The organism is Blautia sp. CGZ-1-C1 (assembly GCF_056504575.1).
This window is the reverse complement of record NZ_JBWLUT010000066.1, coordinates 1-14744: the sequence shown is the minus strand read 5'-3', so window position 1 is coordinate 14744 and position 14744 is coordinate 1. Positions and strand designations below refer to the sequence as shown.

Below are 14744 nucleotides of genomic sequence, written 5' to 3'. Positions count from 1 at the left end.
TCGTCAACTGTTTACTAAAAATCAGTTTCATCAAGCAATGGAACACGCCAAAGTAAACAATTTAAGTACCATTACTTATGAGCAAGTATTGTCTATTTTTAATAGTTATCTATTATTTAACGGGAGGAAATAATTCTATGAGTCGCTTTTTTAAATTTGGAAAGTTACACGTTACTAAAGGGAATGGAGATAAATTATTAGATATACTACTGACAGCTTCCAAGAAGCTAAAGAGGTCCTAGCGCGACGGGGAATTTGTATCGATAAGGGGTACAAATTCCCACTAAGCGCTCGGGACCCCTTGTAGGAAAATGTCCTAAGTGTGGCAACAATATTGTATTAAAAAAATCGTTTTATGGTTGTTCAAATTATCCTGAATGTAAGTTTACTTTAGCTGAACATTTTAGAAAGAAAAAACTAACCAAAACGAATGTAAAAGAATTACTGGAGGGAAAAGAAACCCTGGTAAAAGGAATCAAAAACAAAGAGAAAAAGCCCTACAATGCCGTTGTAAAAATTGGGGAAAAGGGATATATTGATTTTATCTCTTTTTCAAAAATCGAGTAGGAGGGAAATTTAACTAAATTTCCCGACCTCTCACACCACCGTGCGTACCGTTCGGTACACGGCGGTTCAATCAACTTAACAAGTAACACACCTTTCGGTGTAGTAATCTAACATTGAGACTAATCCAAATGAGGTTAGTCTCTTTGTACTTATAGCCTTTTGTATCCATCCATTGTGGGCAAGTCTTGCATATCTGTCTCCGCAATACGCTATTTTAAATGCTGCCCATCTTGGTACATCAAGCTTCATAAGGTTCTTTGCTCTGTTTTGCGGAGTTTTCCAATGTTTCCAAATGCACATACGAAGTCTGTATCTGATGTTACCATCTAATTTTCGACAAAGTGTTTTCATACTACCTATTTTGAAGTAGTTTATCCAACCTCTTATGAGCTGATTAAGTTTCTCCACTTTATAGCTGTTGCTAACACCCCAGCTACGACAGGTGAGTTCTTTCATTCTCTTCTTAAACTTCGCTACTGATTTCGCATGTGGTTTTGCCTTAAACTGATGTGCTCTTGTGTCAAAGTAGAACCCAAACCCAAGGTATTTAAGTCCGCTTGGTCTGTCTACTTTACTTTTTGTCATGTTGACCTTGAGACCTAGATTCTCTTCAATAAATCGAGATATATTTCTCATTACCCGATTTGCAGACATTTCACTTCCAACCATGATAATACAGTCATCTGCATATCGCACAAAGTTAAGCCCTCGCTTTTCCATTTCCCTATCAAGTTCATTGAGCATGATGTTTGCTAATAACGGCGAAAGATTTCCTCCTTGCGGTGTTCCCACAATAGAATCCTCATATTCATCGTCAATCATGATTCCGCTGACAAGATATTTCCTTATGATAGAGATAACATCTCCATCTTTTATAGTTCTGCCTATGATAGTCATAAGCTTGTCATGGTTTACCGTGTCAAAGAACTTTTCCAAGTCAATGTCTACAATCCAATCGTTACCATCATTCATCATGTCAAGTGCTGTTAGGATTGCTTGCTGTGCACATCTATTCGGTCTGAATCCGTAACTATGTTCATGGAATTGTTCCTCGTAGATTGGTGTTAATACCTGTGCAATGGCTTGCTGTATGAATCTGTCTGTTACTGTTGGTACTCCTAGGTTTCTGACACCGCCATCAGGCTTTGGTATCTCCACTCTTCGTACTGGTTGAGGTTTATACTTTCTTGTTCTCAACTGTTCCTTAATGATTTCGCCGTTCTTTTCAAGATGTTCTTTGAGTTCCGTGTACTTCATTCCGTCCACTCCCTCTGCACCTTTATTTCGTACGACTTGCAGATATGCTCTGTTGAGATTATCTCTAGATAAAATCTGCTCCATTAGACTACTTGTGTCCATGCGTTCTTTCCTTTCCGTCTCGCTTGATTTGACCATCTTTTACCCGATTGGTTACGGCAGATGTTGCCATTTCTGCAATACGAGACATACTCAAACTTATTGATTGTTCGCCCCTTCGCTCCATTTCCATTACAGAAACTTCTTCACTACTATTGGCTCGGCTGACTTCTCACAGTTCGTTGTTACTAGGCTAATGGAACCTCTGTGAGACCTCCACGCTTAAGGTGCACGCTCTTTCTCTCCATATATCCGCCACATTTACTCTGCTACTACAAAGGTGATAGTTATTAGACTTCGTTGCTTTTAGCCAACTTATCTCTCATAGCCTAGCCTTATATGTGATTTCTGTCCGTCGGACCAGAGATTTGCTTACAGCTTCCTTCAGATTCCATCTCACGATGGACACCCTTGCTGTTCAGCTATACACTTCCCACTATCTGGGCGTGTTCGGGACTTTCACCCGTTAGAGCGCGCCCGTGGCGCGCAAACTAAACATAAAAGCCCTTTAAAGAGGGCTTTTATATATTAATCACAAATCACTTGTGATTTGTGATTCTTAATGATACAATATTACTATGTTTTAGCTTTAAAGGCTCGTACAGACTATATGTTTTGTGCGGGCTTTTTTCATACCCGAAAAAATTTAAAAAATTTTTCAAAAGAGGTCATTAAATCACACCTAGCTGTCCTTATATGGTGCGGAAAGAGGGATAAACACTTTTCAAATCATAAAGGAAAGGAGGTGAGATTGATGAAACCGTCTGACTTCCAGAAAACAGTTCAATGTCGTTTTGAAAGTTGTTTAAAGAAAGTTGTCCGTAGTGTCGTGAAAGATTATTACAAGGAATTAAACCGTCGTAAGAATAAAGAAATATCTTTCAGCGAATTGCCAGATGTCCTTGTTGATAAAATGGCTGTTTGGGACGACTACGAAACAGATTATACAATCTTTTCAGTATGTGGCATTGATATTCGTGTCCTTGATGATGAATTGGCAGAAGCCTTGAAGAAACTTCCAGAAAGAAAACGCAATACTCTGTTGATGTATTACTTCTTGGAAATGACAGAAAGTGAAATTGCCAACTTGCAGAAAATCACGCAAAGCGGTGTATTTAGAAACCGACATCACGCTTTGGAAACTATGAAAAAAATACTCAAGGAGGAACATTAGAAAATGAAACAGTTATTTAAGAAACCGTCTTATTACTTGATTTCATCAGCTATGGACGGAAACGAAAAAGCGATTGAAAAATTACTGGCATTTTATGACCCTTACATATCAAAGTGCTGTTTGCGTTCACTTTATGATGAATACGGCAATGTTTATATCGTTGTAGATATGGAATTAAAAGGACGTATCAGAGAAGCACTTATCAAAATGATTTTAGGTTTTGATATTGAAGATATGGACTTAGAACCAGAAGAATAAGCAGTTTTTAGCGGAGCATGATTTAATATCCCCCTCTTTCCTGCTCTGCCACCTGCTTTTATATGAAAGCAACACGCTTTCACCACAGCTCTTTGACAACTGAATAAAGCAGACAGATACGTTTGTGAGATGGCGAGCCACGGGGACTGTACGCCACGACCTTTTCAAAAGAAAGCGAGCGACCCACGCAGTGATCCGAGAGCGACTGTTGGAAAAGTTGTTTTGCCACGACCTATCCTCACAGAATAATGATACGTCCGCATGGTGCGGTTCTGCCCACAAGAATGGGAATAGTTGAGATACTAATGGAGCTTTCCAAAGCCGTCTGCCTGCTTGTAAAAAACGACACACAGTAAAGGGGGGTGCATAGATTATGAACAATACTGATGTGCCTATTTGGGAAAAATATACGCTGACGGTTGAAGAAGCGTCCAAATACTTCCGCATTGGCGAAAAGAAATTGCGTAAATTAGCCGAAGAAAATCTTGACGCTGGCTGGGTTATCGTGAACGGCAACCGTATTCAGATTAAGCGAAAACAATTTGAAAAAATCATAGATACATTGGACGAAATCTAATGTCATTGAGCCGTAGATATGGTATAATAAATATAGCGTATCACGGCTCGTTCCATGACGGAAAGGAGCTTTACACTATGTCTAATGTAAAACGAAAAGACAGTAAAAATCGCAATTTGCGTAATGGAGAGAGCCAGCGAAAAGACGGAAGATACGTTTATAAATATACCGATATATACGGAAAGCCACAATTTATCTATTCTTGGAAACTTGTACCGACAGACAAGACACCTGCTGGAAAGCGTGATGATATATCGTTGAGGGAAAAAGAAACACAGATTAAAAAAGACCTTAACGACGGTATCGATACAGCAGGCGGTAAAATGACAGTCTGCCAGCTCTACGACAAGAAGAACAGCCAAAGAAAGAACATCAAGAGGGCTACTGAAAAAGGACGACAGTATCTTATGAACGCTCTGAAAAATGACCCATTGGGTATGAGGGCGATTGATACTGTTAAGCAGTCGGACGCTAAAGAATGGGCTATCAGAATGAGCGAAAAAGGATACGCCTATAAAACGATTGATAACTACAAGCGTTCCTTGAAAGCGTCATTTTACATGGCGATACAAGACGACTGTATCAGAAAGAACCCGTTTGAATTTAAGCTAAGTGATGTTCTGGAAGATGATACGGAGCAGAAAGTTATCCTTACACCAGAGCAGGAAGAACGCCTGCTTGCCTTTATGGAAAAGGATAAGATTTACAGCAAGTATTATGATGAGGTTGTGCTTCTGCTGGAAACGGGACTTCGTATTTCTGAATTTTGCGGACTAACGACGCATATTGATATGCAGAACAGAATACTCAATATAGACCACCAGTTATTGAAAGACAGCGAAATCGGCTACTATATTGAAACGCCAAAGACCAAAAACGGAAAACGAGAACTTCCATTGACAGAACGGGCTTATCAAGCAATCCAAAGAATACTAAAGAACAGAGGAAAGGCACAACCGTTGATTGTAGGTGGTTATAGCAATTTCCTATTCTTGAACCGTGAGGGCTTACCTAAAGTTGCAGGAAACTATGAGGGCATGGTGCGAGGACTAATTAAGAAGTATAACAAGTATCACACGGACAAGTTACCGAACATCACACCACATTCATTCCGACATACTTACTGTACGAATATGGCAAACAGAGGAATGAACCCAAACACCCTGCAATATCTTATGGGACACGCTAACATAACCATGACACTTGGCTATTATGCACACGGTACATTTCAATCTGCAAAAGCAGAACTGGAAAGACTGGCTTGTTAATATCGGAGCTTATATTTACTACTCATTTACTACTTTTGGTTGCATTTTCATGCTGGTAAATGCCAGCTTATGCAAGGTATCTTCCAAAAAGAAAATACCGATAAAGCCCTAAAATACGGGATATATCGGCATTTACCAACTTATGAAAAGATAATCAGAAATTTAGTAAGTTTTTGTGATAAAATAACAGTCAGATATATGATACAGACAGGAGACAAAAGGGTATGAAATTAGATGTTTTGGGATTGTTGGGAGCGTGTTCCTATGCATTGGACTGTGTGGAAGCAGAGTTAGTGCATGTAACATATAAGCATGCGAAGCGTGTTGCATATATGAGTGTCTGCATGGCAGAACAGATGGGAATTCAGGGGAAGAGTCTGCAGGATCTGACAGCCGTTGCGTTGTTACATGATAATGCACTGACTCAATATATTCAGGAAGAATTACACAATGATATTGCAAGTGCAATAGGTTCGGCGATTCCACTGGAGCTGGGAATTCACTGTGCGGAAGGTGAGAAGAACATGAAAGACATTCCATCCCATACGGATATAAAGAATGTCATTTTGTATCATCATGAGAATGCAGATGGAAGTGGACCTTTTGGAAAAAAATGGACAGAAGTACCGGTTTTTGCACGAATTATCCATCTATGTGATCTGCTTGACCAGGTCTGCTGCAGTGATTCTTTTGATTCAGACACCTGGCAGAAGGTAGAAGCATTTCTTCAGGAAATCACAGGTTCTATAGCGGATGAAGAATGTATAGAAGCATTTAGACATGCTTTTTCTGAACAACATTTTCTGTCACTTGGAGAAAAAGATGTGGAGACTCGTTTATGGAACAGAGTGCCGCGTACAAAACAAGATCTTAGCTTTGAACAGATTAAAGCACTGGCGAAATTTTTCGCACGCATCGTAGACTATAAATCACCATTTACGAGTACACACTCCATAGGTGTGGCGGCAGATGCTGAGAAATTATCCAGATTTATGGGATTTGATGAGGAGACAATGCAGAAAATGTATCTTGCAGGAGCGCTGCATGACATTGGAAAGGTTGCCATAGGTAACAAAATTCTGGAGAAGCCGGGAAGACTGACGGATGATGAGTTTGCAGTTATGAAACACCATGCAGCATATACTTATTATATTCTGTCAGAAATCGATGATTTTGAAGAGATACGTGACTGGGCTGCCTTTCACCATGAAAGACTGGACGGGACAGGCTATCCATTTGGAAAAACAGCTGCTGAATTAAACACACAGGAACGCATCATGGCGTGTGTCGATATTTATCAGGCACTGACAGAAAGCCGCCCGTATAAACAGGGAATGCCACATGAAAAAGCTTACGGTATTTTAAATGATATGGTAGAAAAAGGATGGCTTGATGGAGAAATCGCTTCACAGGTTGATGCTTGTTTTGATCAGAAAATGACAGACATAATTCATGAGGAGAAACAGCTTGGAGAATAAAAAATTATTCCAGATTGGTGATGTGGCAAAAATGTTTCATATCAGTGTTGGCAGCCTGCGGCGTTATGAACAGGCAGGTCTGTTGAAACCAGAATACACAGATCCGGAAACAGGCTATCGCTATTATAGTGCACGTCAGTTTGAGGTTTTAAATACGATTCGTTACTTGCGCGTTTTGGATATGCCATTGGGTCAGATTGGAGAGTTTTTGGGAAACAGAGACATCGACGTGATAGAAGCTAAGTTGTTAAATCAGAAAAAACTGATAGAAAAGAAACGGCGGGAGTTGGAAACAATCGAACGCAAGATATAAAAGCAGCATATCCTACAATCGGAAAAGAAACTGTATATAGAAATCTTGATATATTGGTAGATGAGGGTTCGTTAAGGAAGGTTGAAGTTCCGGATGGAGCGAATAGGTTCGATTTTTCATTGAAAAATCATTACCATGTCAGGTGTACAAAATGCGGTGAAGTTTCAGATGTGGATATGGATGAAATACCGGATTTGCTGGAAAGAATTCATAACACTCATGGAATCGAATTTTTGGATTATGATATTTCATTTAAAGGTATTTGCCCAAAATGCAGGGAGAAGGTAAAGAAGGAAAAAAATGGATAGGAAAGCAATGTATAAGTTGAGTTATGGATTGTTTGTACTGACTGCCAGGGAAGATGAAAAAGACAATGGATGTATTATTAATACAGCCATTCAGGCAGCTTCAGAACCGAACCAGTTAAGTATCTGCGTCAACAAAGCAAATTACACGCATGACATGATTCAGAGAACTGGAAAATTCACAGTATCAGTCTTAAGTCAGAAGGCACGGTTTGAATTGTTTAAACATTTTGGCTTCCAATCAGGAAGGGATACCAATAAATTTGAAGCATTTGAAAAGTGTGCTAGGGGTACAAATGGTATTTATTATATTACAGAAGGTACAAATGCATACATTTCTGTAACAGTTAATAAAACGGAGGATTTAGGATCACATACAATGTTTATCGGTGAGATAACAGATATGGAAGTTTTAAGTAATGTTCCTTCTGTCACATATGATTATTACCAGAATAATATTAAACCTAAGCCACAGGCAGTCGGAAAAACCGAGGATGGGAAGACAATATGGCGTTGCAGAATTTGTGGATATGAATATGTAGGAGAAGAATTACCGGATGATTTTATATGTCCTTTATGTAAGCACCCAGCATCAGATTTTGAAAAAATAGTAAAGAAAACGGAGGAAAAAGAAATGGCAGCAAACAAATACGTAGGAACACAGACTGAGAAAAATTTACAGGAGGCATTCGCAGGGGAATCGCAGGCAAGAAATAAGTATACCTATTTTGCTTCTGTAGCGAAAAAGGAAGGCTACGAGCAGATGTCAGCATTGTTTTTAAAAACCGCAGATAATGAGAAAGAACATGCAAAGATGTGGTTCAAGGAATTAGCAGGAATTGGTGATACAAAGGAAAACCTGGCGGCAGCGGCAGAAGGCGAAAATTATGAGTGGACAGATATGTATGAAGGTTTTGCTAAAACAGCTGAGGAAGAAGGTTTTCCTGAACTTGCAGCAAAATTCAGAGCTGTAGGAGAGATTGAGAAGCATCACGAGGAGAGATATCGTGCACTTCTTAAGAATATTGAAACTGCTAAAGTTTTTGAAAAGAGTGAAGTTAAAGTATGGGAATGCCGTAACTGCGGGCATATTGTAGTGGGAACAAAAGCACCGGAAGTATGCCCGGTATGCAATCACCCGCAGAGCTATTTTGAAGTACATGCAGAAAACTATTAATGTGAATTGCAGATATGAATATGGGTATGTCTGTTATACGATACAATGAGGGGCGGAAATGAACAAACTGAAAACATTATCCGGAGCACAATTAAAGTATATCGCATTTACAACTATGCTCATAGATCATGTAAATAAGGCTCTGATTTATCCTAATTTGAATGGAGGAATATTGCTTGTGATAAGTGATATTTTTGACATATTAGGAAGAATAGCTTTCCCGATCTTTATATTTTTATTGATAGAAGGTTATTTCAGAACGACAAACAGGTGGAAATATTTAGGTATGCTTCTTTTGTTTGGAATAATCTCAGAAATTCCATATGACATGTTTACAACGGCATCCTATTTTGAGCCAAATGGAAACAATATTATGTTCACATTGGCTTTGGTACTCGTTATCATTTGGATCATAGGTACATTAAAAGAAAAAATGGGAGTACGTTGGCGTATATTATGGTATTTCATTTCCGATGTAATCGTGGGAGCCGGATGCCTGAGTGCGATGATATTGGGATTGGATTATGAGTATCATGCAGTCTTAATTGGGTATTTTTTATATATTTTTCATAAAAAACCTGTTTGGGCAATTCCATTTTGCTTTTTGGCTATGTATAAAGAACCGTGGGCGTTATTGGGATTTGGATTAACCCTTACATATAATGGAGAACGGGGAAGGCAGAATAAGATTGTAAATTATTTTTTTTATCCAGTACATCTCTTTGTTCTGGGTATGATAAAAATGTATTTTGGATTTTAATAATACTTAAGAAAATCAGAATTAGGAGGATTAACTAATGAAATACATATGTGATGTTTGCGGATGGGAGTATGATGAAGAGGAAGGATATCCAGAAGGTGGTATCGCACCGGGAACAAAATGGGAAGATGTTCCGGAAGATTTTGAATGTCCGTTATGTTCCGTAGGAAAAGATCAGTTCTCAGAAGTATAATAAATAACAATGAAAAGGAAGGACGTCAAGTATGTGATATAACGGATGACCTTCTTTTTTTACAGAATAAAAAATGCACAAATTGTAGGGAGATGAATACTATGAGAGGTCTTAGCCGAAAATTATATCTTGATCTTTCTGTTCCAACCGAAGAGGACCAGCGTTCAGACCAGCAGCGCATTCTGGAAGCTTTATCCGCGGAGGGCGTGAAAGAGGAGGTTCATATTCCGGTTCGCATGTTGAGACAACTATATCCATTACTTGATCGTGCAGGTTGGAAAATAACCGTTTCGCTTTCCTGGAATGGAGAAAAATGGGAGCTGGTTGATATAGAAAGCGGAGATACAGCCAGACAGCATTATGGGCTGGCTGTGGATCTTGGAAGTACAACGGTAGTGGTGAGACTTTTAGATTGTAATAGTGGTGAGATATTGGGAGAAGAGAGCTGCTTTAATAAACAGATTCAGTGGGGAACCGATATTTTATCACGTATTTTTTTCTGCAAAGATGACAGGAAAAAACTGGAAGAGATACGGCTTGCTACAGTTGAGTCTATTATAGAGTGCATGGATAAGCTGGATGTAAAGCATCCGGTGTCACGAAAATGTCTGTCTATGGTAGTAGCAGGCAATACCACCATGATCCACTTTCTTTTGGGAATAGATGCTTTCTGTGTCTTTTATACGCCACATGCTGTTCATGCAGACCGTCCGGGATTCCAGCCGGCAAAAGATCTGGACATTCCGCTGAATGGTTATGTATATTGTTATCCGGCGAAGTCTAATTATCTGGGTGGTGACATCATCAGTGGAATGATTGAAACGGAATTATATAAAAAGGATGGAATCAGTGTTTTCTTTGACATTGGAACCAACGGTGAACTTGTGATAGGAAATAAAGATTTTCTTCTTTGCGGCGCCGGTGCGGCGGGGCCTGCATTGGAAGGCGGTGTAGTACATACCGGGATGAGGGCAGATGCCGGAGCAGTGGACAGCGTGAGGATAAGAGGTGGAAAAATCCATGTTCATGTAATTGGTAACTCTTCAGGAAAAATTAGCCCTAAGGGTATCTGCGGTTCCGGTATTGTCGATCTGATTGCGGAACTTTTTTTAGAAGGCTGGATAGATATTCGTGGTAAGTTTTCTCCTGAAAAAACGAATCTTATTCAGAAACGAGAAGGTCAGCTTTGCATAGAATATGCTCCGGGTCTGTATTTTTATCAGAAAGATATCGACGAATTTATTCTTACCAAAGCCGCAGCACATATAATGGTTGAGATCATGCTCCGGGAATCTGGACTTGAACTGAATCAGGCAGATCGATTTTATGCAGCCGGCTCTTTTGGAAAATATGTATCTGTGGAATCAGCCATTACCATTGGGATGTATCCTGACATGGAACGGGAGAAGATGATCAATGCTGGAAATTCTTCGCTGGAAGGAGCACAGAAGCTTTTGCTGAACAAAGAACTTCTTGCAGATATTGATCAGATACTGGAAGAAATGACTTATATACAATTTGCGGAAGTGGATGATTTTCTGGAACAGATGGTAGCTGCCCAGGCCTTACCTCACACAGATTATAAAAAATATCCAACGGTCATGGAAAAATTAAAGAAAAGACAAAACATATGCTTTTATTGATCCGAGGCTGAGAAATCTGTCATGGTAAGCATATTCCAGATTTCTCAGAAAACAGAACAAAGGAGGAGACAAGATCAAAAATGAAATTTGATGTGCTGGGGTTATTAGCAGCCTGCTCATATGCATTGGACTGTGTAGAGGCAGAAGCTGATTAAAGTAACAAACAATCATTCTAAACGTGTGGCACATATGGCGGTTTGTACTGCTGAAAAAATGGGTATACAGGGTCAAAGCCTGCAGGATCTGGCAGAGTGTGCATTGCTGCACGACAATGCAGTGGCACAATATATTCAGGAAGAGCTTCAAAATGACTCTTTACGTAACGGGGTGATGAAGCTGGGAAGGCATTGTACCATAGGAGAAAAATTCTGAAAAATATACCGTTTCATAATGATGTATCTAATGTCATACTGTACCCCCCCCATGAAAACGCTGATGGAAGTGAACCTTTTGGAAAACAATGGAATGAAAAGAAGCTGTTGCGAAACAAAAGAAGCAGCAGAAGCGAGCAAAACGGAAAAAAGAAGCAAGGGATAATCTGACCAAAGAAGAAATCTTGCAAGATGACCGATTTTTCTTTATTGCCGGTTATACCTCCGGAGGTGCACCGTATGGTGTCACCTGGGAGGAAATGGGTCTGAAACCTTGGGAAGATTTGGAAGAAAATGAGTGATTTGCTAGTGTACTCTTATTTATCTCTTGTGACAGAAACAGGTTCCCTTTTTGTCGGAAGTAAGTCTGAACTGATCTCTGGAGCATTGAGTAGCGCAGTGAAATTCTGCTGAATGATATCCAGTGTATTCTGCTTTTTCTGCAATTCCTGTTTTTCCCGGAGGGTAGCAGCCTGTTCAGATTCAAGATTTTCAATTTGCTTCTGGATTTTATTAGAGCTTGGGATTTTGGTAACACCGAGATCCTGAAGCTCTTTTTTTAGTGAATCGTGGAGCTGGTATTCTGCCTGATGCTTGGTACGGTAAGCTTTTGGATTTTTAGCAGATTTGCAATTTTCCTGGCAGATGCGATTACTGATCCGGCAGATTTTATGGTAGCTCCGCTTATTGGAAACATACTTGTGATGATCAACAAAACTTGCTGCATTAAAGATGATGTGGTTATGAATATGATTTTTATCAACATGGGTGCTGATCACGTATTCATATTTTCCTTTCAGTACTTCGTCTGCAAATTGTTGCCCTAAGCGATGGGCATTTTCGGCATCAACTTCACCAGGTTTAAATGACTGGATCAGATGAAATGCCAGGTTATCGCCTTTGTCCATTCCATTCTTTTTTGCCATTTCTCTTGTCATAGAAAATTCAAGATCTGCAGTTTCTGGGGAACAGCCAAAACTGGAAACTAACAGTTTTTCATCTGTTTTATCTGGATTCGTGATGTAGTCCAGAGCTTTCTTGTCTGTTACTTTAATGGGGAAGATCTTAAGATACGCCATAATTCTTTCATCATCTCTTTCAATTCTTTCATTTCTTCCGGATACAGATCTCCGGTGCTGTTTACTTTTTCGCAATCTGGTTGATATTTACGCCAATCTTGTGCATTTCCTCATACTGTTTCTTCAGTGGAGTGGTATCGGTGTTGACGATGTAACCGTCGATTGCCATTTTCCGCAGATAAGCTCCCATGTTTTTGGTCTTTGATTCTATCATCTTCCTGCGGATCAGCTTCCGCTCTTCATCTGTGACATAAAAATGGATTTCTTTGTTTCGTTTTCTTTCAGCCATTGGTAATTTCTCCTTTCTGAGAGGGCAGTAGCATCGCTGCTTTCAGCGTTTTTCAATTTAGGGCAGGGTACCCTAAATTGGGATTTCCCGGAAGTGTATCCTCACTTCCTGTCCTTGCTGTTTTACTCCTCTATTAGTTAAAGTCAGGAGAATCGGGAAAATGCAAAAGAATTTGACAGGTAGTATAGGGAACAAAAATGTGGTATGATTATGGACAGGATATTAGAAGAATCAGGAGTTGAATGAGTTGTGAAGAAAGAAGAAATATTTGAATATGTGCAGAAACAGTATGGCACACTTCCGGAATATCTATGGAGTAAACTACCGGACAGTGCAGTACTCCGACATAAAAATGGAAAATGGTATGCAGTGATCATGACGGTTGAAAAATCGAAACTGGGATTAGATGGAAAAGAGCCGGTTGATATCATGGACGTAAAGTGTGATCCGGATATGACAAATATGATTATTCAAACTTATGGATTTTTACCTGGATACCATATGAACAAGCAGCACTGGATCACGATTTTACTGGATGGTTCAGTCAGTGAAGCAAAGGTACTGGACTTTTTAGATATGAGTTATGATCTGATTGACGGAGCAGGCAGAAAAGAAGAAAATGTAAGTGGATTACAGTGATTTTTGAACAAAAGGAAAACCGGGGATTTTACTCCTCGGTTTTCTGGCTGTTGTGCTTCAGTCTTCAATTTGAAAAATATCTTCTACAGGCACTTTCAGGTAATGTGCCAGCCGGATTGCAATCTCAAGAGAGGGATTACGTTCTCCACGTTCGATGCGGCCTATAGTCTGGCTGCAGGAACCTATGGCTTCAGCCAAATCTGCTTGAATGAGATTCCGTTCTTCACGAATATCTTTTAGTGTATTATTGATTGCCATTCAATCACTTCCTTTGCTTATTGTTATCAGCAGGATCATGAACCTGCTGTTGAAATCTAATGAAATCCCGGAATTTCTGCACCTTTGCATTTCCCGATTACTTTTCCAAATATCTTAAAAGAGTCAGATTCCAAAACCTGGATAGGACGATATTTTTGATTTAAAGAGATCAGATAAACACCATCTGGCTCATCGTGTAATTCCTTGATGTAAGTATTGCCGTTGAGATAGAAGATTCCAATTTCACCATTAGCAAGAGAATCTTTTTTTTGAATCCATGCAACATCGCCTGTATGATAAAGTGGCTCCATACTGTCACCGGAAATCCGTACACCAAAGTCAGTCTGCTCAGGAGCAAGGTGTCCTACGTCATAGGTTTCTTTTACAGAATCCTCCAGGTAATTTCCAGTACCAGCAGAAACTGGTTCCCAGGTAATTTCTACAGGATGATGGAATGGGATAATCTTTGCAGACAGTGGAGAAAACTTTTTAGAAGCTTTCAAAATATCAGCAAATTCAATCAATTTATTTCTGCCTTCTTCATTCAATCCACTCATAATGTTATATGGGTTTTCTCCAAAGAAGGATTCATATATATCTTCGATATCAAGTAACTGGCAAAGTGCCAGGAAAACATGTAAAGCTGGTTCTCGTGCATTGGTCTCCCATTTGGAGATTGCTTTTGTAGTGACCTGAATACCTTCCTGAGAAAGCAGGTCTACCAGATCTGATTGAGAGTATCCTTTCTTTTTTCTATTTTCTGCTAATATTTCCCCGAAATCACGCATTTGTTCGCCTCATTTCTATTTGAATTTTCTATATGCATTATACCGTATGTTAGAAATAAAATCAACAATAATCTCCAAAATGGAGAAAATACAACCAAGATGTCGCTTGACTATCTCCGAAATGTCGATATATACTAAACATACAGAGATTGATAAGACATTATGTTGAAGGAAACAGCTGGGAGGTGAAAAGTTTGAGTGAGCGTGTGATCCTGCATAGTGATATGAACTGTTTTTATGCCAGTGTAGAA

At 39.4% G+C, this 14744-nt stretch carries 16 protein-coding genes and 4 pseudogenes; 15 read left to right on the top strand and 5 right to left on the bottom strand.

From position 1 onward, the window contains the following. Positions 1-133 (top strand): annotated as a pseudogene (locus AC058W_RS04995) (23S rRNA (adenine(2058)-N(6))-methyltransferase Erm(B)); the annotation flags it as partial. Between the two features lie 143 nt (positions 134-276). Next, positions 277-567, top strand: coding sequence for a topoisomerase C-terminal repeat-containing protein (locus AC058W_RS04990; RefSeq protein ID WP_139625495.1), 291 nt, complete (start codon positions 277-279; stop codon positions 565-567). A gap of 75 nt (positions 568-642) precedes the next feature. On the opposite strand, the gene ltrA is transcribed toward AC058W_RS04990, so the two are convergent. Next, entirely contained in the window at positions 643-1926 is a 1284-nt protein-coding gene (ltrA, locus tag AC058W_RS04985; protein ID WP_479389780.1) for a group II intron reverse transcriptase/maturase, read from the bottom strand. A gap of 751 nt (positions 1927-2677) precedes the next feature. Here ltrA and AC058W_RS04980 point away from each other — a divergent pair. From AC058W_RS04980 to AC058W_RS04925, 12 genes and pseudogenes are all read left to right on the top strand, one after another. After that, the gene (locus tag AC058W_RS04980; protein ID WP_003061815.1) at positions 2678-3097 is read left to right on the top strand and encodes an RNA polymerase sigma factor; all 420 of its coding nucleotides are present in this window, start codon (positions 2678-2680) and stop codon (positions 3095-3097) included. A 3-nt stretch (positions 3098-3100) separates the two neighbouring features. Beyond that, positions 3101-3355 carry a helix-turn-helix domain-containing protein gene (locus AC058W_RS04975; RefSeq protein WP_002322727.1) on the top strand — a complete coding sequence of 85 codons (255 nt, stop codon included), beginning with the start codon at positions 3101-3103 and terminating at the stop codon, positions 3353-3355. Positions 3356-3728: 373 nt separating this feature from the next. After that, positions 3729-3932: an excisionase gene (locus AC058W_RS04970; protein WP_002322728.1), complete on the top strand. Its 204-nt coding sequence runs from the start codon at positions 3729-3731 to the stop codon at positions 3930-3932. A 77-nt stretch (positions 3933-4009) separates the two neighbouring features. After that, the gene (locus AC058W_RS04965) at positions 4010-5200 is read left to right on the top strand and encodes a site-specific integrase (RefSeq protein WP_003062094.1); all 1191 of its coding nucleotides are present in this window, start codon (positions 4010-4012) and stop codon (positions 5198-5200) included. Positions 5201-5424: 224 nt separating this feature from the next. After that, on the top strand, positions 5425-6678 hold the full coding sequence (locus tag AC058W_RS04960; protein WP_055151710.1) for an HD-GYP domain-containing protein: 1254 nt from the start codon (positions 5425-5427) through the stop codon (positions 6676-6678). Beyond that, positions 6653-6991 (top strand): MerR family transcriptional regulator, encoded by a 339-nt coding sequence (locus tag AC058W_RS04955; RefSeq protein ID WP_044997172.1) that lies wholly within the window; start codon positions 6653-6655, stop codon positions 6989-6991. Before AC058W_RS04960 ends, AC058W_RS04955 begins: the two co-directional genes overlap by 26 nt. Beyond that, positions 6988-7299 (top strand): annotated as a pseudogene (locus AC058W_RS04950) (Fur family transcriptional regulator); the annotation flags it as partial. The gene AC058W_RS04955 and the pseudogene AC058W_RS04950, both read left to right, overlap by 4 nt. Beyond that, positions 7292-7912, top strand: a pseudogene (locus AC058W_RS04945) (flavin reductase family protein); the annotation flags it as partial. The pseudogenes AC058W_RS04950 and AC058W_RS04945, both read left to right, overlap by 8 nt. A gap of 18 nt (positions 7913-7930) precedes the next feature. Beyond that, positions 7931-8473, top strand: coding sequence for a rubrerythrin (gene rbr / locus AC058W_RS04940; RefSeq protein WP_117677469.1), 543 nt, complete (start codon positions 7931-7933; stop codon positions 8471-8473). Between the two features lie 58 nt (positions 8474-8531). Then, the gene (locus AC058W_RS04935) at positions 8532-9233 is read left to right on the top strand and encodes a TraX family protein (RefSeq protein ID WP_117677470.1); all 702 of its coding nucleotides are present in this window, start codon (positions 8532-8534) and stop codon (positions 9231-9233) included. A 37-nt stretch (positions 9234-9270) separates the two neighbouring features. Continuing rightward, positions 9271-9426, top strand: a complete 156-nt coding sequence (locus AC058W_RS04930) for a rubredoxin (protein WP_118630911.1) — start codon at positions 9271-9273, stop codon at positions 9424-9426. 101 nt (positions 9427-9527) lie between these two features. After that, positions 9528-11069, top strand: a complete 1542-nt coding sequence (locus tag AC058W_RS04925) for an ASKHA domain-containing protein (RefSeq protein ID WP_019161202.1) — start codon at positions 9528-9530, stop codon at positions 11067-11069. 688 nt (positions 11070-11757) lie between these two features. Here the strand turns inward: AC058W_RS04925 and AC058W_RS04920 are convergent. Both AC058W_RS04920 and AC058W_RS04915 read right to left on the bottom strand, forming a co-directional pair. Next, positions 11758-12519, bottom strand: coding sequence for a relaxase/mobilization nuclease domain-containing protein (locus AC058W_RS04920; RefSeq protein ID WP_117677472.1), 762 nt, complete (start codon positions 12517-12519; stop codon positions 11758-11760). Beyond that, positions 12486-12808 (bottom strand): annotated as a pseudogene (locus AC058W_RS04915) (MobC family plasmid mobilization relaxosome protein). Before AC058W_RS04915 ends, AC058W_RS04920 begins: the two are co-directional and overlap by 34 nt. Positions 12809-13057: 249 nt before the next feature. Between AC058W_RS04915 and AC058W_RS04910 the strand changes: the two are divergent. Beyond that, positions 13058-13447, top strand: coding sequence for an MmcQ/YjbR family DNA-binding protein (locus AC058W_RS04910; RefSeq protein ID WP_008688134.1), 390 nt, complete (start codon positions 13058-13060; stop codon positions 13445-13447). A gap of 57 nt (positions 13448-13504) precedes the next feature. Here AC058W_RS04910 and AC058W_RS04905 read toward each other — a convergent pair whose 3' ends face one another. Next, positions 13505-13705 (bottom strand): helix-turn-helix transcriptional regulator, encoded by a 201-nt coding sequence (locus AC058W_RS04905; RefSeq protein ID WP_008688136.1) that lies wholly within the window; start codon positions 13703-13705, stop codon positions 13505-13507. A gap of 56 nt (positions 13706-13761) precedes the next feature. Further along, complete coding sequence (locus tag AC058W_RS04900) at positions 13762-14493, bottom strand: helix-turn-helix domain-containing protein (RefSeq protein ID WP_479389779.1); 732 nt, start codon at positions 14491-14493, stop codon at positions 13762-13764. Positions 14494-14744: the final 251 nt, after the last annotated feature.

Excerpts from the sequence above, each read along its gene's own strand:
- ltrA (WP_479389780.1), bottom strand. The coding sequence starts at position 1,926 with ATGGACACAAGTAGTCTAATGGAGCAGATTTTATCTAGAGATAATCTC.
- AC058W_RS04980 (WP_003061815.1), top strand. The coding sequence starts at position 2,678 with ATGAAACCGTCTGACTTCCAGAAAACAGTTCAATGTCGTTTTGAAAGT.
- AC058W_RS04975 (WP_002322727.1), top strand. The coding sequence starts at position 3,101 with ATGAAACAGTTATTTAAGAAACCGTCTTATTACTTGATTTCATCAGCT.
- AC058W_RS04970 (WP_002322728.1), top strand. The coding sequence starts at position 3,729 with ATGAACAATACTGATGTGCCTATTTGGGAAAAATATACGCTGACGGTT.
- AC058W_RS04965 (WP_003062094.1), top strand. The coding sequence starts at position 4,010 with ATGTCTAATGTAAAACGAAAAGACAGTAAAAATCGCAATTTGCGTAAT.
- AC058W_RS04960 (WP_055151710.1), top strand. The coding sequence starts at position 5,425 with ATGAAATTAGATGTTTTGGGATTGTTGGGAGCGTGTTCCTATGCATTG.
- AC058W_RS04955 (WP_044997172.1), top strand. The coding sequence starts at position 6,653 with ATGAGGAGAAACAGCTTGGAGAATAAAAAATTATTCCAGATTGGTGAT.
- rbr (WP_117677469.1), top strand. The coding sequence starts at position 7,931 with ATGGCAGCAAACAAATACGTAGGAACACAGACTGAGAAAAATTTACAG.
- AC058W_RS04935 (WP_117677470.1), top strand. The coding sequence starts at position 8,532 with ATGAACAAACTGAAAACATTATCCGGAGCACAATTAAAGTATATCGCA.
- AC058W_RS04930 (WP_118630911.1), top strand. The coding sequence starts at position 9,271 with ATGAAATACATATGTGATGTTTGCGGATGGGAGTATGATGAAGAGGAA.
- AC058W_RS04925 (WP_019161202.1), top strand. The coding sequence starts at position 9,528 with ATGAGAGGTCTTAGCCGAAAATTATATCTTGATCTTTCTGTTCCAACC.
- AC058W_RS04920 (WP_117677472.1), bottom strand. The coding sequence starts at position 12,519 with ATGGCGTATCTTAAGATCTTCCCCATTAAAGTAACAGACAAGAAAGCT.
- AC058W_RS04905 (WP_008688136.1), bottom strand. The coding sequence starts at position 13,705 with ATGGCAATCAATAATACACTAAAAGATATTCGTGAAGAACGGAATCTC.
- AC058W_RS04900 (WP_479389779.1), bottom strand. The coding sequence starts at position 14,493 with ATGCGTGATTTCGGGGAAATATTAGCAGAAAATAGAAAAAAGAAAGGA.